22 protein-coding genes are annotated in these 25955 nt (G+C 62.7%); 13 read left to right on the top strand and 9 right to left on the bottom strand.

All coding sequences use genetic code 11. The annotated features are described in order from the left end of the window. Nucleotides 1-81 precede the first annotated feature (81 nt). The 5 genes from NJT13_RS02725 to NJT13_RS02705 form a co-directional block, all read right to left on the bottom strand. A complete protein-coding gene (locus NJT13_RS02725) occupies nt 82-1221 on the bottom strand; it encodes an AI-2E family transporter (RefSeq protein ID WP_254523960.1) in 1140 nt (379 codons plus the stop codon). Nucleotides 1222-1380: 159 nt separating this feature from the next. Further along, nucleotides 1381-2718, bottom strand: a complete 1338-nt coding sequence (hmgB, locus tag NJT13_RS02720) for a hydroxymethylglutaryl-CoA synthase (RefSeq protein WP_254523959.1) — start codon at nt 2716-2718, stop codon at nt 1381-1383. A gap of 80 nt (nt 2719-2798) precedes the next feature. Next, the gene (locus tag NJT13_RS02715) at nt 2799-4331 is read right to left on the bottom strand and encodes a hypothetical protein (protein WP_254523958.1); all 1533 of its coding nucleotides are present in this window, start codon (nt 4329-4331) and stop codon (nt 2799-2801) included. 74 nt (nt 4332-4405) lie between these two features. Then, nucleotides 4406-4984: a DUF2150 family protein gene (locus NJT13_RS02710; RefSeq protein ID WP_254523957.1), complete on the bottom strand. Its 579-nt coding sequence runs from the start codon at nt 4982-4984 to the stop codon at nt 4406-4408. Between the two features lie 154 nt (nt 4985-5138). Further along, complete coding sequence (locus tag NJT13_RS02705; RefSeq protein ID WP_254523956.1) at nt 5139-5990, bottom strand: TatD family hydrolase; 852 nt, start codon at nt 5988-5990, stop codon at nt 5139-5141. Between the two features lie 151 nt (nt 5991-6141). Between NJT13_RS02705 and NJT13_RS02700 the strand changes: the two genes are divergently transcribed. Continuing rightward, the gene (locus tag NJT13_RS02700) at nt 6142-7713 is read left to right on the top strand and encodes a Na+/H+ antiporter NhaC family protein (protein ID WP_254523955.1); all 1572 of its coding nucleotides are present in this window, start codon (nt 6142-6144) and stop codon (nt 7711-7713) included. Continuing rightward, nucleotides 7710-7982 carry a DUF7513 family protein gene (locus NJT13_RS02695; protein ID WP_254523954.1) on the top strand — a complete coding sequence of 91 codons (273 nt, stop codon included), beginning with the start codon at nt 7710-7712 and terminating at the stop codon, nt 7980-7982. Before NJT13_RS02700 ends, NJT13_RS02695 begins: the two co-directional genes overlap by 4 nt. On the opposite strand, the gene NJT13_RS02690 is transcribed toward NJT13_RS02695, so the two are convergent. Continuing rightward, on the bottom strand, nt 7979-8464 hold the full coding sequence (locus tag NJT13_RS02690) for an NYN domain-containing protein (RefSeq protein ID WP_254523953.1): 486 nt from the start codon (nt 8462-8464) through the stop codon (nt 7979-7981). The two genes, NJT13_RS02695 and NJT13_RS02690, sit on opposite strands and share 4 nt — an antisense overlap. 336 nt (nt 8465-8800) lie before the next feature. Between NJT13_RS02690 and NJT13_RS02685 the strand changes: the two genes are divergently transcribed. From NJT13_RS02685 to NJT13_RS02675, 3 genes are all read left to right on the top strand, one after another. Then, nucleotides 8801-10483: a S8 family peptidase gene (locus NJT13_RS02685; protein WP_254523952.1), complete on the top strand. Its 1683-nt coding sequence runs from the start codon at nt 8801-8803 to the stop codon at nt 10481-10483. A gap of 262 nt (nt 10484-10745) precedes the next feature. Further along, complete coding sequence (locus NJT13_RS02680) at nt 10746-12404, top strand: S8 family peptidase (protein WP_254523951.1); 1659 nt, start codon at nt 10746-10748, stop codon at nt 12402-12404. 509 nt (nt 12405-12913) lie between these two features. Continuing rightward, the gene (locus NJT13_RS02675; protein WP_254523950.1) at nt 12914-14566 is read left to right on the top strand and encodes a S8 family serine peptidase; all 1653 of its coding nucleotides are present in this window, start codon (nt 12914-12916) and stop codon (nt 14564-14566) included. Nucleotides 14567-14683: 117 nt separating this feature from the next. Here NJT13_RS02675 and NJT13_RS02670 read toward each other — a convergent pair whose 3' ends face one another. Continuing rightward, nucleotides 14684-16162 carry an aldehyde dehydrogenase family protein gene (locus tag NJT13_RS02670; protein ID WP_254523949.1) on the bottom strand — a complete coding sequence of 493 codons (1479 nt, stop codon included), beginning with the start codon at nt 16160-16162 and terminating at the stop codon, nt 14684-14686. A gap of 218 nt (nt 16163-16380) precedes the next feature. Here NJT13_RS02670 and gcvT point away from each other — a divergent pair, with 218 nt between their 5' ends. Both gcvT and gcvH read left to right on the top strand, forming a co-directional pair. Continuing rightward, on the top strand, nt 16381-17478 hold the full coding sequence (gene gcvT, locus NJT13_RS02665; RefSeq protein ID WP_254523948.1) for a glycine cleavage system aminomethyltransferase GcvT: 1098 nt from the start codon (nt 16381-16383) through the stop codon (nt 17476-17478). Then, nucleotides 17478-17861 (top strand): glycine cleavage system protein GcvH, encoded by a 384-nt coding sequence (gcvH, locus tag NJT13_RS02660; RefSeq protein ID WP_254523947.1) that lies wholly within the window; start codon nt 17478-17480, stop codon nt 17859-17861. The genes gcvT and gcvH overlap by 1 nt, the downstream gene beginning before the upstream one ends. A gap of 236 nt (nt 17862-18097) precedes the next feature. Here the strand turns inward: gcvH and NJT13_RS02655 are convergent, their stop codons facing one another. Beyond that, nucleotides 18098-18808: a helix-turn-helix domain-containing protein gene (locus NJT13_RS02655; protein WP_254523946.1), complete on the bottom strand. Its 711-nt coding sequence runs from the start codon at nt 18806-18808 to the stop codon at nt 18098-18100. Between the two features lie 175 nt (nt 18809-18983). On the opposite strand from NJT13_RS02655, the gene NJT13_RS02650 reads away from it, so the two are divergent. After that, a complete protein-coding gene (locus tag NJT13_RS02650; RefSeq protein WP_254523945.1) occupies nt 18984-19628 on the top strand; it encodes a metal-dependent hydrolase in 645 nt (214 codons plus the stop codon). 41 nt (nt 19629-19669) lie between these two features. Here the strand turns inward: NJT13_RS02650 and NJT13_RS02645 are convergent, their stop codons facing one another. Continuing rightward, nucleotides 19670-20431 carry a competence/damage-inducible protein A gene (locus NJT13_RS02645; protein ID WP_254523944.1) on the bottom strand — a complete coding sequence of 254 codons (762 nt, stop codon included), beginning with the start codon at nt 20429-20431 and terminating at the stop codon, nt 19670-19672. A 436-nt stretch (nt 20432-20867) separates the two neighbouring features. Between NJT13_RS02645 and NJT13_RS02640 the strand changes: the two genes are divergently transcribed. The 5 genes from NJT13_RS02640 to NJT13_RS02620 all read left to right on the top strand — a co-directional run bounded on the left by NJT13_RS02640 (nt 20868) and on the right by NJT13_RS02620 (nt 25832). Further along, the gene (locus tag NJT13_RS02640) at nt 20868-22223 is read left to right on the top strand and encodes a hemolysin family protein (protein WP_254523943.1); all 1356 of its coding nucleotides are present in this window, start codon (nt 20868-20870) and stop codon (nt 22221-22223) included. Nucleotides 22224-22617: 394 nt separating this feature from the next. Beyond that, nucleotides 22618-23298, top strand: a complete 681-nt coding sequence (locus tag NJT13_RS02635) for a hypothetical protein (RefSeq protein WP_254523942.1) — start codon at nt 22618-22620, stop codon at nt 23296-23298. A 358-nt stretch (nt 23299-23656) separates the two neighbouring features. Continuing rightward, nucleotides 23657-23887, top strand: coding sequence for an AbrB/MazE/SpoVT family DNA-binding domain-containing protein (locus tag NJT13_RS02630; protein WP_254523941.1), 231 nt, complete (start codon nt 23657-23659; stop codon nt 23885-23887). After that, nucleotides 23888-24262 (top strand): type II toxin-antitoxin system VapC family toxin, encoded by a 375-nt coding sequence (locus NJT13_RS02625; protein ID WP_254523940.1) that lies wholly within the window; start codon nt 23888-23890, stop codon nt 24260-24262. It begins immediately after the preceding gene. Nucleotides 24263-24305: 43 nt separating this feature from the next. After that, complete coding sequence (locus tag NJT13_RS02620; RefSeq protein WP_254523939.1) at nt 24306-25832, top strand: replication factor C large subunit; 1527 nt, start codon at nt 24306-24308, stop codon at nt 25830-25832. Nucleotides 25833-25955 lie beyond the last annotated feature (123 nt).

Genomic DNA, 25955 nt, shown 5'->3' with positions numbered 1-25955 from the left:
CAGGTGCGAACCGAATGCGGCCGGCAGACCCTCTCGGGTCTCGAAATCCGTCGATCGCGAGACCGGCGACGAAGGCGGGAGTTACCCGTCGGAGTCCCCGTCGGAACGAGCATTCGGCAGTGACGTCGGTTCGGAGTCCGCCGTGGTCGGTTCTGTTTCCGACGATTCCCCCTCGAGCGGGTTCGCTGCACTCGCCGCTTCGGTCCGCTCCTGAGCGAAGCAATCGAGGATGAGTTTCGCGCCGCCGAGGACCACGGGGCCGATGAACAGCCCGACAGCTCCGAAGACGACGAGCCCACCGAAGATGCCGACGACGACGATCGCCGAGTTGAACGCGCTGGTCCGGCCGATCATCGCCGGTCGAAGGTACGAGTCGGAGAGGCTTACGACCATCCCGTAGACCGTCAGAACCGCGCTTGCGGTTGGCTGGCCGACCGCGAGCAAGTAGGCTGCCGCCGGGATCCAGACTCCGAAGGCGCCAACGAGCGGCAACAGCGTGAGGACGAACGTCGCGACGGTGAGAAAGATCACCGCGGGAACACCGATAATCGCAAGCCCGATGCCGAGCATCACGGCCTGTACGGCGGCGACGGCCACGTTGCCGACGACCGATGCCCACATGAGTCGATCGAGCCCCGTTCGGAGTTCCGCGAGCACCTCGTCCTCGATCGGCAACACCCACTGGAACCACTCGACGAGTCGATCGCCGTCTCGCAACAGCGCGAAGAGAACGAACAGCGTGACGGTCAGTCCGATGAAGACTCCCGGCAATCCGCCGACGATGTTGACGGTTCCGGTCGTGATTCCCTGGATGCCCGTCGCGATCGGGTCCTGGTACGACTCGTACAGTTCGGCGAGATCGACGGCGTAGCCGTTCGTCGCGAGAACTTCTTCGATCGTCTCGACGTCGAGTTGTCCCTGTCGGATGGCTCGGACGAGCCGAAACGACTGCTGGATCGCGATCGCGACGACGTAAACCAGCGGGAGCAACACGATAATCAACGTGGCCACGACTACGACGATCGCAGCGATCGTCGATCTGACGTATCGCTCGAGGCGTCGCTGGACGGGGAGCAGAATGTACGCGAGAACGACGCCGAAGAGGACGTACTGTAGATACGGCAGGACGACGAACAGCGCCAGGACTCCGCTAATTACCGCGAGGGCGGTCAATCCAGGCTGATCGATAAGCCAGTCCGGAGGACCGGGACGGTCTGCCATGCACGATAATAGAAGCACCCATTATATTATTCCATTGATACATATCGGACAGAAGTGAGGACCGTTCGTCCTCTCTGCCAGTACGCCAGTTCCACCGAACGACTCGTTCGTTTCGCTCGACCACCGGCCTCGCCTGCAAAAATTCGTCGAGTCCCTCGCTTATTCGACGTACCGATACTTCCGTTCGCCCATTCGGCCCCACCCGTCGAAAACGAATTCCTCGTCGGGCGTCGTGAACTCCTCGACGTCGACGTCCATCTCGTGGTTGTGGGCGTCGTGAATCTCCTCGTAATCCTCCCACTCGAGTTCGTACCGGTCCCGGAGTTGCTCGTCGACGTTGAGAGCGTCGATTTCGTCCGTCCAGCCGTCTTGAATCGTCTCGGCGTGGATTTCCGCCTGTGCGCCGCTGCCGTAGGAGCCGACGAGCAGCTTTTCGTCCGTCAACTCGCGTCCCTCCTCGAACGCCTGTTTGAGCGCGCTCACGCGGGCGACGTGAACGGAACCGGTGTACCAGTTTCCGACCTCGCGGGAAATCGTCAGCGTCGGGTCGATGGTCGCATCGTACCAGTCGGCGTAGCGATCGGTGCCCTTGAGCGCGTCCATGTATTCACGGAGGGCATCGCGATACTCGTCGTCGGAATCGAACGCTTCGGGACGTGGCTGACGTCCGATTTCCTCGGCGAGTTCCTCCTCGATACCGGTGTTCCGGATGATGTGGCGGTAGGCCAACAGGGCGGCCTTCCGGACCATTCCGGGAAACGGCGTGTGGAACGGCGCGTAGACGAAATCGTCCTCGTGGACCTCGCCGGCGACGCTTTCGAAGTCTTCCAGTGCCTCGCGCATCCGCGCGAGGTAGACCTGTACGGAGCGCTTCCCGTCGACCGAGGGAAACTGCTGATTCGGCTTGAGGAAGTCGGTTTCGTCCGCCGATCCGTACCCCTGTTCGGCGGAGAGTTCGAGCAAGCTCGGGTCCTCGCTGATGAGCATCGCGACCGCACCGGCACCCTGGGTCGCCTCGCCCGCGTCGCCGCGAGCGTACAGCGCCGTGTCCGTCGCGATGACCAGCGCCGAGCGTCCACGATTGCGGCCCGCGCGGATCCAGTTGTACGCGTCGTCCAGGCTCTGCGTCCCCGCGATACAGGCGAACTTGCGTTCGCCCTTGTTCGCGTGGTGAAAATCTCCGTCGTAGACCTGCTCGAGGCAGCCAGCGACGTACGTCGAAACCGGCTTCGAGTTGTCGAAGGCGCTCTCGGTCGCAACGTCGATTCGACCGATATCGTCGGGTTCGAGGCCTTTTCGCTCCATCAACCGGTGGGCAGCGTTCGCGCCCATGGTGACGATGTCCTCGTAACTGTCGGGAAAGGAACTCGCGTTGAGTCCGAGTCCTTTGGTGTACTTTTCCGGGTCTTCGCCCTTCTCGGGGGCGAACGTGCCCGGAAGGTCGAGTTTGAGGTTGCCGGTCCAGATCTCGACGGCGTCGATTCCCACTGCAGTCATATCTTCTCAATACGGCCGATAGTACAAGGTATTGTCGTTCGACGTTTCGACGTTCGTCGAACATCCATCTGACGTTCGATTCAGTTGCTCGTGACCGTTCCAGAATCCGTATCCCGGAGATCGTGCGTATTAGAAACGGCGACTTCGACGGTCCAGCCGTCGGGGTACCTCTCGAGGTTCTTGAAGGTTACCCGACCGCTGTCCGTTCTACCCGTAGGCGAGATGGACTTCGTGTCGACGACCGATCCGGACGTGTCGATCAGCCTGACTTCGTTTGGCGAACCGCCGCTCAGGTCGTCGTTGTCGGTTGCCGACCAGTCGACTGTGACGTCGAATTTCGGGTCCCAGAACGGACCCTTCGTGTTGTACGTTGCAGCGTCCACGTTGACGCTCGGCGGTGAGTGTTTGCCGGAGGTGATAGTGAGCCGAATACGGTCGCCGTCGCTCCCACTCGAGGTGTAGACGAACACCGTATCTCCGGCTTTGGCTCCAGAAGCGACGTCGAATCTCGTCGTATGTGTTCCCTCGCTGTCAGTTTCTGCCTCGGACGGTGTTACAGTCCCGACGCTCTGGTTGCTCACCGCGTACTCGACGGATGCCCCGTCAGCGATTTTGGTCGTATTGATCGTCAACTCGATTGAATTTCCGACGACGTTGCAGGATTCCGCGTCACAGTTGTTCGGATCCGCACCAGACTTGTCCGACGGATCCGTCCACTCGACTTCGTAGGCCACATTTACTTCACCGTCACCGCCGTCGCGTCGCTCGACATCGAATTCGGTATCGGTTTGCTCCGCATCGCCGATCCCAACGCGAGCCATCTGAAGCGTATACTGGTCGCTTCGATCCGCGAGTTCGATAGTCAGCGTTCCGTCCGCGTAGCTCGTAACGCGAGCACCCGATTCACCCGCATCGAGCGTTTCGCCGATCGTTTTATTCCATGCAGTCGGTGAGCCTGTCGGGATGGAGAGGGTAATGGTGTCCTGTCCGTCACGCGGCGAGATCGGGATTTCGTCGCTCGGCCCACGGAGTATCGTCGGATCGAGCGACGTTGCCGTTCGGCCCTTTTCCGAAACGGTTCCCTCGAGTAATACGAGTCTGATCGTCCCGTCCGAGAGCAGTCCGTGCTCGGACAGTGAGACGCTTGCGTCCCCGAAGTCGTTGTACACCAGCCCGTGTTCGATTCTGGTCGTAGGCGCGGTTCGATACTCGTTATAGTCAGGCACGTACGCGAGCGTCGTCGTCTCATGCGTCCCGGTGAGGTTTCCGGGATTCCCGTCGTAATCGGATTTGTCACCCGCAAATTGCGCATCGATATCAACGGTTGCCGTTCCCGTCGTCTTCAGCGCTCCCGAAGGATCTAACGGGTTCGCAGTAACGGTGCGAGGCGTGTACTGGGTACCCAGGGTGACGGAGACCGACCTCGAACCGCCGGTGGTGCCGACGTTACGGATCGCGTTCCGCAAATCCAGCATTTCGTTGTGAACCTGCTCGTTGTGCTCACTTTCTCTCGCCTGGTTTTCCGCAGGAACGACGTTGACCTGGTAGAGCGCGAGCGCGGCGAAGACGATGGCGAGCAACAGCACCGCCCGCTCGTCTCGCCACCGTGACATAGGCGAGGATAGTCGTCACTGCTTAAACGTTTGATGGCTCCAGAACGACTCCGAGAACGAAATCCAGACGGTCGTTACTCGTCTTCCTCGACGACTTCCGGATCACTCATCGCACTCTGGAGGCTGTCGAGTCCGTTGATCCACTCGGTGACCAGCCCGTACTCGAGGTTCTCCGCGACGGTCATGTCGAGTTCCTCGTCGTCGATGATGAGCGTCCCGGCCTGGGCCGCATACCCGAGGGCGGCGTCGAGGTCCTCTTCGGCTTCGGCGTCCGCCGCAGCACCGAGATAATCGGCGACACTGCCGTCTTCGGCCGGACCGTTGGCGATGTACTCTTCGGCCGCAAAGAAGACACAGACCAGACTCGTCTGTACGCCGTCGACGAGGATCAGTTTCTCTTCGTTCTCGATGTCGACCTCGCTGAGAACGATCGCGCGAACGTCGTTGACCTCCTCGAGAGCGGCCTCCTGATCGAGTTCCCCGTCGTCGTAGGCGGCGACTATCTTCGCGATCGCGATCGCCGTGTCGTCCTGCAGGTTGAGCAGGAGCCGAGCCGACGATTCGTCCTCCGGATCGATCTCTTCGTCTTTGATGCGATCGATCCAGTTTTGCCAGCGTTCCTCCGAGTAGAACTCGGTCGGGGAATTGCTCATACAGACACCTACACCGGCCGCTTGAAATGCCTTTCTCTACACCACCCCGCTCCGATGAATGTTCAGGAACCGTTGTCGAACCGGATTTGCGGCGAGTCGTCGACTGCTGACTGCTCCACCTTCACGCGACCGAACATTCGCCGCGAGTCACGACTCACTCGTTCGACTCGAGGGTCGCGACCGTATCGATGCCGTAGACCCGTTTCGGCGTTTCGACGTGTGCGTTCCTGACGGCTTCGTCGTGTCCGTTTTCGAGTAACCAGCGGACCCGACGGGGAACCGTTTTGGGACCGAGGACCGCCCCGGGTCTGTCGGGGTCGTCGATGTAGTCGGTCTCCATCAGGAACGGGGCGCCGCGGGACGCAGCGACCTCGAGTCGGTCCTTCTCGCTCATCACGCTCGGCGTCGGCCCCTCGAGACGGCCGCCGGCGTAGTGTTTGACGACCCGGTGGGCGGGCAGGCCGGCGTCTTCGGCCCACTCGGCGACCGTGGTCAAGTCCTCGCTGGCTTCGGTGTGCAATTGGACGGCACACCCCAGGGTTCCGCCGTGTTCGAACGCTCGGCGCATGACCTCGTTCGAGGCGTTCCAGACGTCGTCGTCGACCTCGTAGTGCGGCCGCCCGGATTTCAGCGCCAGCGCCTCGCCCGCCTCGACGTACTCCGCGGCGACGTCGATACCGGCCTGCATGAGGTCTCGAGCCGCGGTCGGCGACAGACCGCGGTCGTCGACCAGCCGCGAGAGGAGCCCCGGATGGACGCCGAGAACGGCCCAGGCTCGCCCCTCGAGTTCGCTCGAGGCGGCGTCGACGATTTCGATAGTGCGTTCGAAGACGGGGCGGAAATCGTCGCCGGTCTCGGCCTCAACGCCGAGGTGCCACGAGGGTTTGTTCACCACGAGCAAGTGGGTGCCTCCGAGTCGGGCGAAGTCTTTGACGGCGTCGATCCCGCGATGTGCGTCCGGATCGAGGTGGAGGTGATCGTCCAGTACCGGCATCCCGTCGATCATACCCTGTACGTAGCGTGCGAAACCCGAAAAGTCACTGATTTCCGACCGCGATCGGCGCTCTATCACCGAACTGACTTGTCAGATACGTGAAATAACAGTTTTTATTTCGGATGTGGTTGGTAGTGGCGTGTCTCTATATGGGTGATCCAGCATGAGCGGAGACGGAGACGGATCAGCCGACGACGGACCGGCCGATCGGTTCGCACAACCCGATCGCGGAAACGAGCCCAGAGTCGAGTTCTATGGCGGCCGCGGGATGAGCGCGTTTCCGATCGCCTTCTTCATCGTCTGGGCGATCGTTCAGACGGCCCTCTGGCGGATCGGCGATACGGGCGGACTCATCGTGGGTATCTTGATCGGACTGATTCTCGGGATGTTCGCCGTTCGGGGCAACTGGCAACTGTACGCGAACACGATTTTCGAGGGGATGACCCAGCCCGTCGCGGTGACGGCGATCGTGGCGTGGATCTGGGCCGGGATGTTCGCCCAGCTGTTACAGGATGGCGGGTTCGTCGGCGGTCTCGTCTGGCTGGCCGACGCGGCGGGTGTCGGCGCGACGCTGTTCCCGGCGGTAACGTTCGTCCTCGCGGCCATCTTCACGACCGGAATCGGGACGGGCTACGGCGCGAGCGTCGCGTTCGTCGGCTTGTTCTTTCCCGCGGGCGTATTACTCGGCGCGAACCCCGTCTTGCTGTTCGGTGCGATCCTCTCCGGGGCGATTTTCGGGGACAATCTCGCTCCCGTCAGCGATACAACGATCGTCAGCGCCGTCACACAGGACGCCGATATCGGCGGCGTCGTCGCCTCGCGGTTCAAGTACGTGATCGTCGCCGCTGTCGTCGCCTTCGTCGGCTACGTCGTTGCCGGCGGGGCGATGGCGGGCCTCGATATCAGTGCGCAAGCCCAGGAGATTTTTCTCGAGGGAAGCGAGGCGATCGGTCTCGTCCACGTCGTTTCGATGCTCGCCGTGATCGGTGCCGCGGTCGCGGGTCGTCACATCGTGGAGGCCATTTCGTGGGGAATCGTCCTCGCAGTGGTTTTCAACCTCGCGTTCGGCCTCGCTGGTATCGGAGACATGCTCATGTTCAACGCGCCGCCCGACGCGCCGCTTTCCGAACCGCTCGCCGGGCTGCCGATGCTGACCGTCGTCGAAGACCCCGGCGCAGTGGGCGTCACCGGGAGCCTCATGACCGGGGTCGAAGGATTTCTCGAACTATCGATTCTCGTCCTCTTGATCATCGGGGCGGCCCAGATCATGATCCGGGGCGGCGCGTTCGAGGTGCTACTCGAGTGGTCGATCGAAAACCTTGCGACGAGCGTCCGCAACGCAGAACTCACCATGGTCGCCTCGACGGCGCTGATCAACGCGATCATCACCATCAACACGGCCGCCGAGGTCGCGATCGGTCCCTACATCTCGAAAATCGGCGAGCGGTTCAATCTCAACGGGTACCGTCGAGCGAACATTCTCGACGGACAGACCGCTGCGCTGGGCTATATCTTCCCGTGGTCCGGCGGCGTCCTCGCCGGCTACACCGCGATGCAGAACCTTCCCGGGGAGTACGACTGGTTCGATCAGTCGATGGTCGTCACGCCGATCGACGTCGTCCCGTTCGTCTTCCAGGGGTGGCTTCTCGTGGCGGTGTTCGTTCTCGCCGCACTGACGGGCTTCGGTCGCGAGTACGTAATCGACAGAGAGAGCGAAGAGGTGGCCCGCGTATGAGCCTGCTGCGCAAGTATTTCAGGGGGTGGCGGTTTCGGGCGAACCGGCCGATGCTCGAGGTCGGTTCCGAGGTCGACGTCTTCGTCGCGGAAACGAACGGTACCAGCGGCCGGGCGTTCATCGGTGATACGGAACTGGTCGTCGACGGCGCCGGTCCGGAAACCGTCGAGAAGCAGGTACGAGTTCGCGTGACGGAGTTCGACGAGACGAGCGCCACCGGTCGCGGCGATCTCCTCGAGATCGTCGGCGAGAGTTCCTACAGCGGCTAGGGTTCGTCGCCAGCGTGGTCGTCCGTCGGCTCGAGCGTGACGGTCTCGTCGGCCGCGTTTCGCAGTGCGTCCGAGCGGCCGTGGCGTCCCGGTGCGATCGCGGTCGTTGCGACGCCGACGGTTCCGGCGTACTCGAGGACGGGCTTGAAATCCGTATCCCGCGAGACGATCGCGAGTCGGTCGATCGTGCCGTCGGCCACGAGCGCGGTGGCGTCGACGGCGAGTTTGACGTCGACGTCGCCGCTGGTGACGATCACTTCGAAGCCCCGCGCTTCGGCCGCCTGGATGAGCCCCGGCGTCGCGTGCTCGTCGAGATACAATCGAATAACGCCGACTCGACCGAGATCTCGGGCGGCGGCGCGGAGGTCGTCGAGGTCGACGTCGAACTCCTCGCGAAACACGTTCGGTCCGTCGACGAACAGTCCGACCGCCGGCTCGGACGCGGTGTCGGACTCGAGACGGGCACGAACGCGGTCGAACATGGTCAGTCGTCCGCCCTTTCCCGTGCCCGAAAATAGGTGTACCGAATCGACGTCGTGACGACGCTCCAGTCGACCCGTTCGGAGTGACGGGGACGGACGGCCGGACTTCTCCGTGCGCCATCGTGTGCCAGCGTCTCGGACGACTCGTGGAACCGACGACGCTGGCGGTGACGCCGATTCGCTTCCGTCCTTTGCGTGGTCGGCCGAGTATCGCGGGGAGCACCCGCTCCGTGACGCCGTCGTTACCGAGGCATTTTGAATGGCCTGTCATACCAAATTAAATTCTGAAATTCATAGAAACCTATTAATACGAGCACATTGCGCTTGGGTCTGGAAATGGTCGATAGTAATAACCGAAAATTCAATCGGCGATCGATCCTCGAATCAATCGGAGCGGCCGGCGCACTGATCGGGTTCAGTGGCGTCACGTCGGCGGTGCCAGGACGGAGCCCTGGTCCGAAGAACTCGGAACTAATCGTCGGGGTCGACCCCGACGGTTCTGGCGTCGAAGCGGAATTACAGTCCAGCCTACCGCCCAACGCGGAAATCGTTCACACGAACGAGACGCTGAGCTACGCCGCCGTGAGCGTTTCCGACGAGGGCGACAATCCGACGAAAGAAACTGTCAGAGAGGACCTACACGACGCGGAAACGGTTCGATACACCGAGAACAACGAGACCTATCGAGCCCTCGAGGTGACGCCCCCGGACTCGAACGCGACTGTCCCCGATTCGGCGGGTGACGGCGACGACGCAGCGCCGCTGTATACGCCGGACGACCCGCGTTACGGGAGCCAGTATGCACCGCAGCAGGTCAACTGTGAGACGGCCTGGGAGAAGACGCTCGGCGATCCGAACGTCACGATTTCGGTCGTCGACCAGGGCATCCAGTACGATCACCCGAATCTCGAGGGGACCGTCTCCGATGGCGTCTCGAACGGCGGGTACGACTTCGTCGACGACGACGGCGATCCGTACCCGACGAGCGAGAGCGAAAGCCACGGCACGCACGTCGGCGGCATCGCCGCGGGCGGAACCGACAACGGGACCGGACACGCCGGAATATCGAACTGCACCTTGCTGTCTGCCCGGGTGCTCAGCGCGTCGGGCGGCGGTTCGCTCTCCGACATCGCGGACGCGATCCAGTGGTCGGCCGACCAGGGGGCCGACGTCATCAACCTCTCTCTCGGTGGCGGGACGCCCACCGACCTGATGGCCGAGGCCTGTCAGTACGCCTACTCGAACGGCTCGTTGCTGGTCGCGGCTGCCGGCAACGATTACGGTGGCAGCGTTTCCTACCCCGCAGCCTACGATAGCGTGGTCGCCGTTTCCTCGCTCGACGAGAGCGAACAGTTGTCGGACTTCTCGAACGTCGGCCCGGAGATCGACCTCGCGGCCCCGGGCACCAAGGTCCTCTCGAGCGTCCCCTGGGATCGCTACGATAGCTACTCCGGAACGTCGATGGCGTCGCCGGTAGTCGCCGGCGTGGCCGGGCTCACGCTCTCGGCGTGGCCGTCCCTCTCGCCCCAGGAACTGCGCGCGCATCTCACCCGGACGGCCGTCGACGTCGGACTGTCGGACGTCGAGCAGGGAAGCGGTCGCGTCGACGCCGGAAACGCCGTCACCACGGACCCCGACAGTTCCCCGGACCCCGACCCCGATCCCGACCCCGATCCCGGTACGTGTGGTGACGAAGTCACGAACGCGACTGCCGACGGGGAATTCAGCGGCGGTTGGTGGGGCAACCCGAGCGATACCTACACGTACCAACTCGAGACGTCGGATCCCTGTCGCGCTATCGTTACTCTCGAGGGTCCCGAGAGCGCCGATTTCGACCTCTATCTCACCCTCGACGGGCGGACGCCGACTACGCTCGACTACGACGAACGGTCGGTGAGCCAGGACGCCAACGAAGAAATTCCGGTGGATCTCACCGGAAACGAGACGCTCGGTATCCTCGTCAGGCGGTATCAGGGCGGCGGCGCCTACACGCTCTCCATCGAAGAGCGCGGCCGATAGAGCCGGCGTTTCACACATCATCGATTTCGCCGTCACCCCGGTACATCGTCGGGAGGACGCCAGCAAACCCTCCCACTTAGCTGGAAACCCTCTCTCAGTTTCTCGAGCGCCTGACAGTGGTGTAACAGAGCGGCTTCGCATGCCCACGTACTATCTCTAGAATTATAACTGAACGAACACGATGCCGATTTTAAATTCCGCAGTGAACAGTCATTAGTTTAACAAACTTTTACTAATTTCGGCCCCTGATGAATGTCATCCTATGACGAAGGAAGATCCATCCGATCGAACCGGGGGCGATCGGACGTACGACCGCCGTTCGGTCCTCTCCGGTGCCGGATCGATCGCCATCGGTGGACTGATCGGCTCGAGCGGCGTCGCGAGCGCGACGCCCGGCCGCGAACCGGGGCCGAAGACGGACGAGATTATCGTCGGCCTCTCGTCGTCGGTGTCGGACGTGGTGTACGAGGCGCACACCTGCTCACCCGATGGGTGCGAGGTTGCACACGCGAACGAGACGATCCGGTACGCGACGGTTTCTATCCCGGCGGACGCGTCCGAACGCACTCGCGAGCGGATCTTCGAATCAATCAGGCGTTCGCCTGCCGTCGAGTACGCGGAATCGAACGTTACCGTTCAGTCGCTCCTCGAGCCGAACGATCCGCAATACGAGAACCAGCGCGCCCCCCGGCAGGTCAACTGTGAGCAGGCCTGGGAGACGACCCGCGGAAGCGAGGACGTCGTCATCGCCGTCGTCGACCAGGGGGTCCAGTACGACCATCCCGCACTCGAGGGCGTCGTCGACGACCGCATCGGTCAAGACTTCGTTGACAACGACGGGGATCCGTATCCTGGCCGGGACGAATTCCACGGGACGCACGTTGCGGGCATCGCGACCGGCGGGACGAACGACGGAACCGGCCACGCTGGCATCAGCGATTGCTCGTTGCTCGCGGTCCGCGCGCTCAATCGAACCGGACAGGGGGCGCTCTCGGACGTCGCCGATGCGATTCAGTGGTCTGCCGACGCCGGTGCGGACATCATCAACCTCTCGCTGGGCGTCCAGGGCTCGTTCGAAACGCTTCGGTCGGCCTGTCAGTACGCGGCCGACCGCGGCGTGTTGCTCGTCGCCGCGGCCGGGAACCAAGGTGTCAACCGCGTTTTCTCGCCCGCCTCCGAGGAGACCGTCGTCGGCGTCTCGGCACTGGAGCCCGACGACTCGCTCGCTTCGTTTTCCAACACCGGCCCGGAGATAGACATCGCGGCTCCCGGCAGTCAGGTCTTCTCGACCGTCAACGGCGGCGACTACGCCCGGTTGTCCGGAACGTCGATGGCGTCACCGGTGGTTTCCGGTGTCGCCGGACTCGCGCTCTCGGCCCACCCCGATCTGTCGCCGACGGAACTCCGCCAGCACCTTCTCGAAACGGCCGCCGACGTCGGACTCGACGAAATGGAACAGGGCGCCGGTCGCGTCGACGCCGCCGCAGCGGTTGGGACCGATCCGTCCGGTGACACCGGGAACAGTGACGATTCTGGGAATCAGGATGGAGATACCGATCAGGACGAGGGGAACCCGACCGGCCAATGTGGCAACGAAACCGTCACGGCGAGCGCCGACGGATCGCTCGACGGCAGTAGCTGGTGGGGCCAGAGCGACCGATACGGTTACCAACTGCACACGACCAACCCCTGTTCGGCGACCGTCGCGCTCGAGGGGCCCGCCGACGGTGACTTCGAACTCTACCTGACAACCGACGGTCGGTCGCCAAGCAGGTGGGACCACGATCAGGCCTCGACCAATTCGGCCTCGAACGAGTCGATCAACCTCACACTCGACGGTGACGAGGTACTGGGACTGCAAGTACACGCCGAACGGGGTGCAGGACAGTACTCGCTCCGGCTCGAGGAACGCGGCCGATAACGAACGCGGCCCATCGTTAGGTCTTCTCGAACATCGGCGTTCCCGCTACGTTCGAGGCGGGACGTTCGGCTCGAGTCGACACGCCGTCCCTCCATCCGTCGGTTGCAGCAACGGTCGTCTCCGGTCCGCGTTCCGGATGGGTTCACTCCGCGTGGGTTCATCGCCTTACGTGAGTCGTGTTGTGTCGGTCGTGTCCGCCCTGTCAAGGTTGGTTGCCGTCGTGTCCGGTCGAATCGCTGTTTCCCGGTCGGGACGAACGTACGAAAACGCTCGTCTCGGAGACAGAATGTGCCGTCGAATCGCCGTTTCGATCCGTGCGATGACCGGAGTGGATAAACTCACTATTGTTTATTCTAATCACCATTACTAATGAATTACGTTCTTACTGATGCAATTCTGTATTTTCGGGAGTTCTCACGCGAGTCGTTTATTTCCATGTAAAACAATATTCATATATTACCAAGTTTAATAAGTATTAAGTATTTTATTTATCAATAGCGTTACTGTCCATGTCGGACGACAACAAACACCTCGTTAACAGACGACGAGTCCTGGAAGCAGCAAGTTCACTCGGCGCACTGATCGGATTCGGCGGCGTCGTGTCGGCGACCCCTGGGCGCGAACCCGGCCCAAAAAAAGATGAGGTTCTCGTCGGTGTCTCCTCGTCTGTTACGGACGTCGAATCGACCGTCGAGCGTACGATTCCCGATACCGCGACGATCGTCCACTCGAACGACGTCCTCGGTTATGCCGCAGTGACGTTTTCCGAGTCGGATTCCACGCGGTCCGTGAGTAGCTTCGGAGCGGATATCGTCGACGGCGACGGGATCGAATACGCCGAAAACAACGCTACGTACCATCCGTTCGATCCGGGGACGGACGGCGCGCCCGAGAAGCGGGACGACGTCGGTCCCGCTTTCGCGCCGAACGATCCCGAGTATGGTTCCCAGTACGCTCCGCAGATGGTCAACTGTGAGGAAGCCTGGGACGTGACGCTCGGGGATCCGGACGTGACGATCGCGGTCCTCGATCAGGGAATCCAGTACGATCACCCGCACCTCGCCGAGAACATGGACGACAACGCTTCGAACTACGGTCGGGACTTCGCCGGCGGCGATGGCGATCCGTATCCGACCAGTCAGAGCGAGAGCCACGGCACGCACGTCGCCGGTATCGCAGCCGGTGGGACCGACGATGGAACGGGCCCCGCGGGGATCTCCAACTGTTCGATACTGTCGGGGCGGGTCCTGGGGAGCGAAGGGGGTTCCATAGCGGATATCGCCGACGCAGTCCAGTGGGCGACGGAGCAGGGCGCCGACGTCATCAACATGTCTCTCGGTGGCGGCAACTCCTCGCAACTAATGCGAGACGCCTGTTCGTACGCTTACTCACAGGGGACGCTCGTGGTCGCCGCTGCCGGCAACGAAAGCAGTGACGTTTCGTATCCGGCCTCCTACGACGACGTACTGGCCGTCTCTTCGGTCGACGAGGACGGAAGCCTGTCCAACTTCTCGAATTACGGCCCCGAAATCGAACTGGCCGCACCGGGTGGGGACGTCCTCTCGTCGGTTCCCTGGGACAGCTATAATTCGTTCTCCGGAACGTCGATGGCGTCGCCGGTGGTCGCCGGCGTCGCCGGACTCACGCTCTCGGCGCATCCGAACCTTTCTCCCGACGCGTTACGGTCTCACCTCCAGAACACCGCCGTCGACGTCGGGCTCGACGAAACCGAACAGGGGCACGGCCGCGTCGACGCCGGCAACGCCGTGACTACCGCACCCGGAGATAGCCCCGATAATCCGGATACCCCTGGCCCCGGTGCCTGTGGCGACGAGACGGCCACCGCGCACAGCGACGGCCGCCTCTATAGCGGCTATGGGTCGCGCTACGCGAGCGACGCGTACACCTACCAACTCGACACGAACGATCCGTGTCAGGCAACCACGACGCTCGATGGGGTTTCGTACGGTGACTTCGATCTCTATCTGACGACCGACGGACGAACGCCAACAACCCGCGATTACGACGAGGCCTCCACCGGTCCGTCGGCCGCCGAAGAAATATCCGTCGACCTCTCGGGCGATGAAACGCTGGGTATCCTCGTCCATGCAGCCAGTGGCCAGGGGACGTACACCCTGTCCGTCGAAGAGTTAGGCAGGTAACGAGGAGGATATTCGCCCCCCAACGCAGCCAGCACATCTGGATCCGGTCCGAACAGATGGCAGCGAACCCGATGGAATTCGTTTGCGAACGTCGGACAGACGAACGCGAGCGAATCCTCAGAAGACGAAGTAGTCGCGTTCTTCGTTCTGGACCGAGATCCACTTCGGCTCGGTGAGTTCGCCGACGATCCACTCGGCGTGGTACCGGCCGAGTCCGGACTGCTTGACGCCGCCAAACGGCGCATTGTGGTCCTCGTTTATCGGTTGGTCGTTGATGTGGACCATGCCTGCCTCGATCCGATCGGCGAGGTCGCGGGCGCGCTCTCCATCCTCACAGAAAACCGACGCCGAGAGGCCGTATTCGGTGTCGTTTGCCAGTTCGATCGCCTCCTCGTCGTCCGAGAAGGGAATAATCGGTGCGACGGGACCGAAGTGTTCGTTACACGCCGTCGGCATGTCGTTCGTACAATCGGACAGGACCGTCGGTTCGACGAACAGGCCGTCTGCCTCACCCCCAGTCTCGAGGGTCGCACCGGCATCGACCGTCTCCTCGATGAACGCGACCAGATCGTCGCGCTGGGTCTCGTTTTGCACCGGCCCGAACGTGACGTTTTCGTCCGCCGAGGGATCGCCGATGACGAGCGACTCGGCGTGGTCGACGAGCATCTCGACGTACTCGTCGTACACCGACTCGTGGACCAGGTGGCGATTGATCGAGATGCACACCTGCCCCTGATGGAAAAAGGAACCGAACGCGCCCGCTCGAGCCGCCACGTCGAGGTCCGCATCGTCGGTGACGACGAACGGCGCGTTGCCGCCCAACTCGAGTGCGGGGAGCGCGAGGCTCTCACCGGCGTTCGCGGCGACGTCGGTGCCGACGGCGGTGGACCCGGTAAAGGAGATGACCCGCGGGATCGGATGGCCGGTGAACCGATCGCCGATATCGGAACCGCGACCGGTGACGACGTTGACGACGCCGTCGGGGATGCCCGCAGCCTCACAGAGCTTCGCGATGAGTAGCCCGCCCGTGATCGGTGTATCCGTGGCCGGCTTCAAGACGACCGTGTTGCCGAGCGCGATCGCGGGTGCGACGGCGCGCAGCGAGAGGTGAAGCGGGAAGTTCCACGGCGAGATGACCCCCACGACGCCGACCGGTTCGTAGACGATGTGATTGTCCTTCCCGTCGATCGACGTCGAGGGCCGGACCTCCTCTTCGGGTGCGTCGAGGTCGAGCGCCATCTCCACGTCGCCGGTCGCGGTGGCGAATTCGGCCAGCGCCCGGAACGACGGGGTGCCGGCTTCGGTCGCGAGCAGACCCGCGATATCCTCGAACCGGGCGTTCAGTTCGTCGAGTAGGTTCCCGACGTACTCGTCGCGCTCTTCGCGCGGCGTCTCCTCCCAGGCGGGTTGGGCTTCCTTTGCCGCCTCGTACGCCGCATCGACGTCCGCTTCCGTCGCTGCCGGCACGTTCGTAAACACGTCCCGGGTCGCCGGATTTTCGACCGGGATCGTTTCGCCGCTCGCGGCGTCGCGCCACTCGCCGTCGATATACATCGCACTCCAGTCTGCCGCTGGCTCGAGTTTCTGGGTACTCATCTATCACGTTCAACGTTGTTTTTAATGATATATTTTCGGCAACCGGAGACGGTAGATCGAGTCGTTGTAACCACCAGTGGTTACGACACCGGCCGGCCCGGACGGGTCGTCGTCCGAAAGCGAAGCGATCGGACGACCGGTCGAATTCAGTCTCGAGGCGCCCGACGCCGCGTCAGCCGACGAAAAGACATTACTACTCTGCGGATGACGTTCCGGTTATGCCGCTTCAGACGTCGCCGTTACGTGGGATTCACGACGAACGCGGAGCGAAGTTCACGGAGTTTGGCGGCTGGGACATGCCGGTCGAATTCGACTCGATCCAGGTCGAACACGCGGCCGTCCGGGAAGACGTCGGCATCTTCGACGTCTCGCACATGGGCCAGATCCACGTCACCGGTCCCGATGCAACGGAATTGATGCAACGTCTGACGTCGAACGACGTCGAACGACTCGGGGTGGGTGATTCCCAGTACGCCGCGATCACTGACGAGGACGGCATCATCCTCGACGACACGGTCGTCTACCGTCTGCCCGACGAGAACGAACGGCCGACCTACCTGTTCGTCCCCAACGCGGGGACCGACGAAGCGACGCACGAACGGTGGATCAGCTACCGCAACGAGTGGGGCCTCGACGCGACCGTCGACAACCGGACCGACGAGTATGCGATGTTCGCCGTACAGGGTCCCTCTGCGGTGGATCTGGTCGAAAGCCGAACCGACGAGTCCGTCGGCGAACTCGAGCGATTCGAGGCCCGGAACGCGACGATCGACGGCGTCGAGTGCTGGACGGCCCGGACCGGATACACCGGCGAAGACGGGTTCGAACTGATCCTCCCCTGGGGGGCGGCGGAGAAAATCTGGGCGGGGTTCGACTGTCAGCCCTGCGGACTCGGGGCCAGGGATACGCTTCGCATCGAAGCCGGCCTGTTACTCGCCGAGCAGGACTTCGATCCCGAGGCCGATCCGCGCACGCCCTACGAGGCCGGGATCGGCTTTACGGTCGCACTCGAGACGTCGTTCGTCGGCCGGGACGCCCTGGCCGAACTCGAGGCCGCGGGCGTCGACGAGAAACTCGTCGGCTTCCAGCTGATCGATCGCGGCGTCCCCCGACACGGCTACGACATTACGACCGTCGAGAGTCGAGTCATCGGCACGGTCACCAGCGGAACGATGAGCCCGACCCTCGAGAAACCGATCGGCCTCGGCTACGTGCCGGTCGAGTACGCGGAACCGGGGACGACCTTGCAGGTGGTCGTCCGCGGCCAGTCGAAAAAAGCAAGAGTTGAAACGACGCCTTTCATCGACACAGTATAATGAGCTTCGACGTACCCGACGACAGACGGTATCTGGAATCGCACGAATGGGCATTGGAGACGGACGGCGTCGTCCGGGTCGGCATCTCCGACTTCGCACAGGACGAACTCGGCGACGTGGTCTTCGTCGAACTCCCCGACGAGGGAGAGACCGTCGCACAGGACGAGGAGTTCGGCGTCGTCGAGTCTATCAAGGCCGTTTCCGACCTCTATGCGCCCGTCGCCGGTGAGATCGTCGCGGTCAACGACGCCCTCTTCGACGCGCCCGAACTCGTCAACGACGATCCGTTCGGCGAGGGATGGATGCTCGAGATCGACTCCGAGAACGGTGAGCAACTCGAGGAATTGCTCACCGCGGACGACTACCGCGACCAGATCGCCTGAGGTCGGGCGATTGCACGCGAACCGCGGCGAGCCAACGCGGGCAGCGGAGTCCCCGACGTGCCGAATTCGGCGGGCGACGGTATCGGCCGCCCCGTCACGTACGTGATACCGGTCGGCCCGTGACGAATTTTCGCCGATTTCAGTGACCGGATGGACTGCCCGACGCCCGCGAGGCAGCGAGGGGACTCGATTCGCGGTTCGGTACTAAGTTGCGTAACGCGGCGGGTCGGAATCGGTCACTCGAGACTCACGAGATGCTCGAGCATGTCGTCTAACGGCGTGTTCGTCACGGCAAGCGAGTAGCCGTCGATTCGGGCCAGATCGGCCGCGTGATCCCAGAGTTCGTCCTCGTCGATGCCGTGGAGGATGACGGCGTTGGGCGTCGGATTGACGACGCGGAGCGCCACGAGGGGCGATTCGCCACGCGTCACCCCCGTAAACACGAGCACCCGATTCGTGCTCTGCCCGTAGAGTCGAAAGAATTCCTCGCTCGAGAGTCGCGTGATCGCCTCGATACTGTCGATTACCGTGTGGCCGCTCACGCGATCGGTACCGCTCGAGGCGACTTCGGTCGCCTCTAGGTCGGCGTAAAGCTGCGAGAGCGGGATCGACGTCGCGTACTCCCGGAGATCGTAGACGACGTCGCTCTCGAATCCCGCCGAGAGAACCCGGCCGTACTGACGGATGCGTTCGCCGCCCCGGCGTTCGTCGATCGCGAGCAACCCCTCCACGAGCCGACCGACGACGCCGATGCCGGGGCTCTCCCGGCGGCCGCTCTCGTAATCCGAGATGACCGAGGAGGAAACCTCGAGTTCCGCCGCGAGGTCCGTCTGCGAGATGTCGAAATCGGTTCGCCACTTCCGAAGCGTCGAGCCGGGATCGTTGCTCAGCGTGATCTCGCCGGCGATTTTCTCCGCGAGTTCCCGTTTCGGTCCGCGCCCGCTCATACTCGTCGGTCGCCCGGTCGGCAGAAGTACCTACCGGAGACGTTTTTGCGCTCTCCCCTCCCCGAACGCTCGTCGACCGTATCGGATCCGCAGATCCGACGTCTCACAACGCGAACCGCACGCGACGTCTCTTCATTCCGAACAGTCAAGTCGTCGCGGTTCCAGTCGCCGGACTGTGCCATCGACCGTCGTCCACGTCGCCTTTGCGGGACTGCTCGGGGTCGCGTTACTCGCCTCGACGTTCGATACTCGGGCGATACTCGTCGTGATGGGATGTACCGCCGTCCTCGATCTCGACACACTGATCGGGGTCGTCGTTCCGGGTACCCATCGAGCGGCGTTGCACAACGTCTGGATCGTCCTGCTCCCCGCAGCCGTTCTGCTCTGGGACGGGACGATCCGGGAGGAGTCGATCGTGAGGGAGCGGTGGGGCGAGTACGGCGCCCGCGTCACGTGGACGACGCTCGCGGCGCTGCTGTTCGCACACGTCCTCTTCGACGCGTTCTTCAACGGCGTCAACCTGTTCTGGCCGGTCCACGATCGGTTCTACGACCTGTCCGGAACGCTGCTCGTGACCGATCAGCGCGGCCTCGTCCAGACGTTCGTGGAACTCGACGCCGGCGCGATCGCTGACTCGACGGCGCGCGGAACGACCGAGAACACGCACTACCGAACCGGGTTCGACCCAACTCGAGGCGAACCGGCGACGGACGTCGAACGGATCTTCCCCATCGCGGCCACCGGCGAACGGTTCGTCCTCACGATCACCGGATTCGCGGCGGTTTTCGTCCGGATACTCGAGGATCGAACGGCCGATTGACGCGACGGTTGCAGTGCGTCGAAGGCCGCCGGAAGGATTCTTCATGCGGATTCGGTATCACTCTCCGACGGCGGTGCTGTCGTCTCGACGTTCGCTCGGAGCCACGCAATCGCCGAGTCGACGGTCTCGGGATCGGAACTCGAGACGCGGATTCGGCCGGGACGTGAGTCGCTTCGCGGATAGCTGCCGACCGAAACGTCGAACCGATCGGCAACCCCCTCGAGGGCCTCGTGAAGCGCTCCTTCAGGGGCTGGTGTGTACACCGTTTCCGCGGTCGAATCCCCCCGGAACTCGTCGGCTACCCGCTCGAACATCGCCTGCATCTCGTCGGGGATGCCGGCGAAGACGTAGACGTTCTCGACGACGCAACCCGGGGCCCAGCCCTCTTCGACGATAATCGGCGTCGCGCCTTCTGGAATCGACGCCGCGGCCTCGAAGTCGAGTTGCAAGTCGTACTCGTCGACCAGTTCGGGATTCTCGTCGCGGAACGCGGCCGCCTTCTCGACCAGCCGCTCGCGGATGTCTCCGTGGACCACGAACTCGCGCTCGAGGCCGTCGGCGACGGCTTCGACGGTGACGTCGTCGGGCGTTCCCCCGATCCCACCGGTGACGACGACGGCGTCGAACTCGTCGCTCCAGCGCGCGACGTAGTCTGCGATCAGTTCGTGGTCGTCGGGGATCGTCAGGATTCGATCGACCGTGCTGCCCTGTGCTGTGATTCGCTTCGCCAACCACGACCCGTTGGTGTTCGTCGTCGCCCCTGCGAGAAGTTCGTCACCGACGGTGAGTATCGCGACGTTCATAGGCTGCGTTCGAGGTACGGGCAGTTATCTTACCGGGAGGCGCGGTTGCGCCGTGGCGGTCCGAAATGTGGTGAGCCACTCCGACTCGGACGGCGCGGATAGGCCGCACGCGTGCGTCGCTCAACCGGTATCCAACCGTGAGGGGGTCCCCTGCAGACGGCATTCCCCCGAGTCGATTTCCGAACATCGTCGTATTCCGCGCCGAAGAGACGCTGTTCGCCGCCCGACAGCGCTACCGTTTTGTAAGTGGTATGCCAAGTAGTCGTATGATCGTGGTTACTAACAGGAGGTCCACCATCCGGACCCCGCCGTCCAGGGGGTCCTATCGGCCCATCGATGGGAGCACGCTGACTCGTCGAATCGAAAGTCGAGTGCGAATCAGCGCCGACGTGATGGCGATAGCGCCGGAGTCCTCACTGATCACCGGGTGTCGCCGATGGTAGACCTCGCGTTCTCCGTCGGGCGTCTCCTCTTCGCGTTTTTTCTGGTCTTCCTGAACGGATTCTTCGTCGCAGCGGAGTTCGCCTACGTCCGGATCCGCTCGACACAGATCGAGTCACTCGTCGAAGAAGGCAGATCGTCGGCTAAACTCGTCCAGGAAGCAGAGGAGAATCTGGACGATTACCTCGCGACGACCCAGTTGGGGATCACGATCGCCTCCCTGGGCCTGGGGTGGGTCGGCGAACCCGCCATCGCCGCGTTACTCGAGCCCGTCCTGGGGTCCGTGCTTCCCGCGGGTTCGATCCACCTGGTGTCGATCGCGATCGGGTTCAGCGTCATCACCTTCCTCCACGTGGTGTTCGGAGAACTCGCGCCGAAGACGCTGGCGATCGCCGACGCCGAGCGGATCGCCCTACTCGTCGCCGCGCCGATGAAGTTCTTTTACTACGTCTTCATCCCCGGAATCGTGGTCTTCAACGGGACGGCGAACTTCTTTACGCGACTGATCGGTGTCGAGCCGGCCTCGGAGCGAGACGAAAGCCATAGCGAGGAGGAGATCCTTCGCATCGTCTCGCGATCCGGCGAACAGGGAGCCGTCGATATGGCGGAAGCCGAAATGGTCGAGGCGATCTTCGACCTGAGCGAAACGGTCGCTCGCGAGGTGATGGTCCCTCGTCCCGACGTCGTGACGGTCTCCGCCGACATGCCACTCGCTGAACTGCGGACTGTCGCCTCGAGCGGGAGCTACACCCGGTTTCCCGTCGTCGACGAGGAGGCCGACGAACCGGTCGTCGGATTCGTTCACGCGAAAGACGTGCTCCACGCGATCGAAACGGCGGACCGCGCCGCCGAGCCCTCCAACGGCGAACCGACCGCGCATGATTTGGCCCGAGACGTCCTCTACGTTCCGGAAACGCGCCGGATCGACGAGATACTCGCCGAGTTTCGGCGCCGGAACGTCCAACTGGCCGTCGTTATCGACGAGTGGGGTGCCTTCGAGGGCATCCTGACCATCGAAGACATTATCGAACAGGTCGTCGGCGAGATTCAGGACGAATTCGACATCGCCGAACTGGAGCCGTCAATCGACGAACTCGCTACCGGCCGCTACGGCATGGACGGCGGCGTCTCACTCGCGGGGGTAAACGAAACGCTCGAGACAAACTTCGAAAGCCAGGCGTTCGACACGATCGGCGGTCTGGTATTGAGCCGCCTCGGGAGGGCACCCGAAGTCGGAGATTCGATCGAGGCCGACGGATACGAGTTGACGGTCGACGACGTGGACGGAACCCGGATCTCGAGGGTGGTCGTCGCCGAGGTGGCCCCGGAACCGGAAGATTCCGTCAAATGAAACGGCGGGACCGATCGCACGTCCGGGTCCCGACGACCGACCGACTCTCGATTCGAGCGGTGTAACGGTCCGAGCGTCGCCGCTGGAAGACGTCGATCCGGGAGGCAGTCGGTATCTGCTCGCATCGAACGCGGACTCACAGAAAACGGAGGCGTGGGTGGTCCGTGGGAGATCGGCGTCACCGATCCCGCTGGGATACACCGACCGCCGAAAACTGGTAATAATTTCGAGAACAGTCCATTACTCCTGGTGAGTCGATCTGTGTTCGTCCCAGAAGTCTCGCCTTCTCCCGGTTGTGACGCGTGATACTGGGTCTCACGTCTAGTCCGATGACTGTAACAAGACATGATAGAAATCCTATAATTTATGGAGGAGGCCGTTATTCCCTCCGGACATGGACCGCCGGAAATTCCTCGTTGTGGCTGGATTCGGAACCGGACTCGCTGGCTGTCTCAACGCGAATCCAGCCGAAGAGACGGGCCTCGGAAACGAAACTGGCGGCGGAGATACCGGATCGACGACCGGACCATCTCGCGCTACCGACGGCGGTGATCCCGGATCCGAAACGGGCGAGAACGGGACCGACTCGAGCGAGAAAGGAGCCGACAAAAACGGGGACGACGAGAGCACTCCTGAGAAAAAAGGTGAGACCGACGAGAAAGAGAAGAAAGCGAAACAGACCGACGATTCGGGGCGCGTCATCAGGTTCCCGTCCTGTACTCGAGCGGAGGTTACCGGCACGTTCGAAGAGAGTGACGTCGCCTTCGCGAGCACGGGGTTCTTCGACGACGGTCTCTTCGGAGATACGATCCTCGAGGACGGGGTCGTGTTCGGCGAGGACGTCCCGGCGCCGTTCACCGGGACGGTCGCCTTCGAGATCGGAACCGGGTCCGGCGTGAGCCGGCGGCCGGAAAAGATCATCATCGAAATCCCGAACTACGGCAGCGACGGCACCATAATCACCTCGGTTACGACCGAGCGATCCGACTTCGAGGCCGTCAGCGACACGGCCGTGAATCCGCGCGCGAGGGACTGCCTTCGCGAAATCGAACCGGAGGGGAACGACGGAGCCTGATCGCTGTTTCGCGGAGAAACCGTCGATCCGCCCCCTCCCGGCATCGGGAGGGCGGCTAGACGATCGATCCGTCATCCTCGATTCCCGGTGACCTCCGTGAGACGCGGCCGACACGACGACGTCCGTCGCCGGTGATCGACGTCCGCAATCTCTAAACGCCGAACACACCAATGACGGTGCAATGACCGACTGGACGGAGAAGTCGGGACAATACGATGTAGATTCGATGTGCTGAGAACGTCGAATATGCATCGCGATTTGCTCGTGAATGTGGAGACAGATTCCGACTGACAGGCACAGAATGGGTATCCCCACATATCGGGGAACATTTTTACTTTTGCCCACTTAACACCGAGGTATGTCAGACGTAGCGCTGGACGACCGTGGCCGTCTCACGCTCCCGAAGGAGGTCCGTGAGCGATACGGGGACCGATATCACGTCGTTCAACTTCCCGACGGAATCAAATTGGTTCCGGTCGCCGACGACCCGCTCGAGGCACTCAGGGACGAATTCGCGGACGTCGAAAAATCGGCCGACGAACTCCGTGAAGAAGCGCGAAATGCAGCGCTCGACGAGGCCGGACGATAGATGTATGCGGAAACCGATTTCCTTCTCGCGCTGATCAAGGACGATGACTGGCTCGGCGAGGCCGCCGAGTCGGTGTACCGGGAACACCGTGACGAGTTGTGGACGTCGCAGTTCACGCTCATCGAACTCCTGATGGTCGCCTACCGCGAGGAACGTGATACCGAACGCGTCGTTTCGAACGCCGCCAACCTCGTCGAGGTACGCGGTGACGTGGAGACGGTCGTTACGGCGGCGACGTACGTGGAAGACCACGGGTTCACACCGTTCGACGCCCTTCACCTCGTCGAATCGAACGGCGATACCGTGGTCTCGAGCGACGATACGTATGCGGACGTCACGTCCCGTCTAGACCTGAAGTCGGTTACCGAGGAGTGATGCTCCGCAATCCCTAAACGCCGAACACACCAATGACGGTGCAATGACCGACTGGACGGAGAAGTACCGCCCGTCGACGCTGTCGGAGGTACGTGGAAACAACAAGGCCCGCGACAACCTCGAGGAGTGGGCCGAAACCTGGGAGGATCATCGGAAGGCGGTAATCGTCCACGGGAGTCCCGGTATCGGAAAGACCTCCGCCGCTCACGCGCTGGCCGCCGATATGGGCTGGCCCGTGATGGAACTCAACGCCAGCGATAACCGCAAAGCGGACGTCATCGAACGGATCGCGGGCGAAGCCGCAAAGAGCGGCACGCTGACCGGCGGCGGGTCGGGTCGAAGACTCGTAATCCTCGACGAGGCGGACAACTTCCACGGGAACGCGGACTACGGTGGCTCGAGAGAGGTCACCCGGGTCGTCAAGGAGGCGAATCAGCCGGTCGTTCTCGTGGCCAACGAGTTCTACGACATGAGTCAGTCGCTTCGGAACGCGTGCGAAACCATCGAGTTCCGGGACGTCTCGAAACGTTCGATCGTCCCAGTTCTTCGCGATATCTGCCGGCGCGAGGGCATCGAGTTCGACGAGGAAGCCCTAGAGAAGATCGCGGAGTCGACCAGCGGCGACCTGCGCTCTGCGGTCAACGACCTGCAGGCGGTCGCCGAGGAGGCGGAAACGCTGACCGTCGAGGACGTCGTCACGGGCAACCGCGATACGACGGAGGGGATCTTCGACTTCCTGGACGCGCTCATCAAGGAGGAAGACGCCGAAGGCGCGCTTCGGGCGTCGTACGACGTCGACGAGACGCCGGACGAGTTGCTCAACTGGATCGAAGACAACGTCCCGAAAGACTACGGAGGCGCCGAACTGGCCGACGCATACGGGTTCCTCTCGAACGCGGACCGCTGGCTCGGCCGCGTCAGGGCCTCACAGAATTACTCGTACTGGCGATACGCCACGGACAACATGACCGCCGGCGTCGCCGCCTCGAGACGCGGCGACAAGGGCGGGTGGACTCGATACGGCCCACCGAGTTACTGGTCGAAACTCGGCCGCACCAAGGGAACCCGGAACACCCGCGATGCGATCGCCGAGCGCATCGCCGAACGTGAAGGGGCGAGCGTCGCGACGGTGCGACGGGAGATTTTGCCGTTTCTCTCGCGGTTGACACACCACTGCACGAATCGAGACCTGACCGTCCGAATGGCCGCCGCCTACGACCTCGACGAATCCGAACTCTCGTTCGTCACCGGCAGCGGCAAAGACACCACCAAGGTCCAGTCGATCGTCGAGGACGCGGCGGAGCGAAAGACCGACGAAGCGGTCGAACACGCCGGCAATGCGTTTTTCGAGGCCGAGCGTTCGAGTTCCGTCACTGACGAGGCGACCGACGAGACGGGCGAAGGTGACGATGACGATGACGACTCGAGCGAACAGGGAACCCTCGCGGCCGTGGAGGCGGACGACGCGACCACCGCGGAATCAGCGGCCGAGGACGGGACGCCGGTCGAGGACGAACCGAGCGGCGACGATCCGGACGACGATCAGGCCGGCCTGAGCGATTTCATGTGAGTGTCGGTCACCGTCCTCGCGGGTCGACCCTGACGGGACACGGGGGCCGGTTCACAGTTTTAGTGTCCGGAAACGTATCAAAACATTGTACTATCGACACTATTACGTCGAAGAACGGTGACA

The sequence above is a fragment of the Natrinema caseinilyticum genome (assembly GCF_024227435.1).
Taxonomy (GTDB): domain Archaea; phylum Halobacteriota; class Halobacteria; order Halobacteriales; family Natrialbaceae; genus Natrinema; species Natrinema caseinilyticum.
Note: the sequence above shows the minus strand (reverse complement) of the source record. Positions and strands in the feature narration are given on the sequence as shown.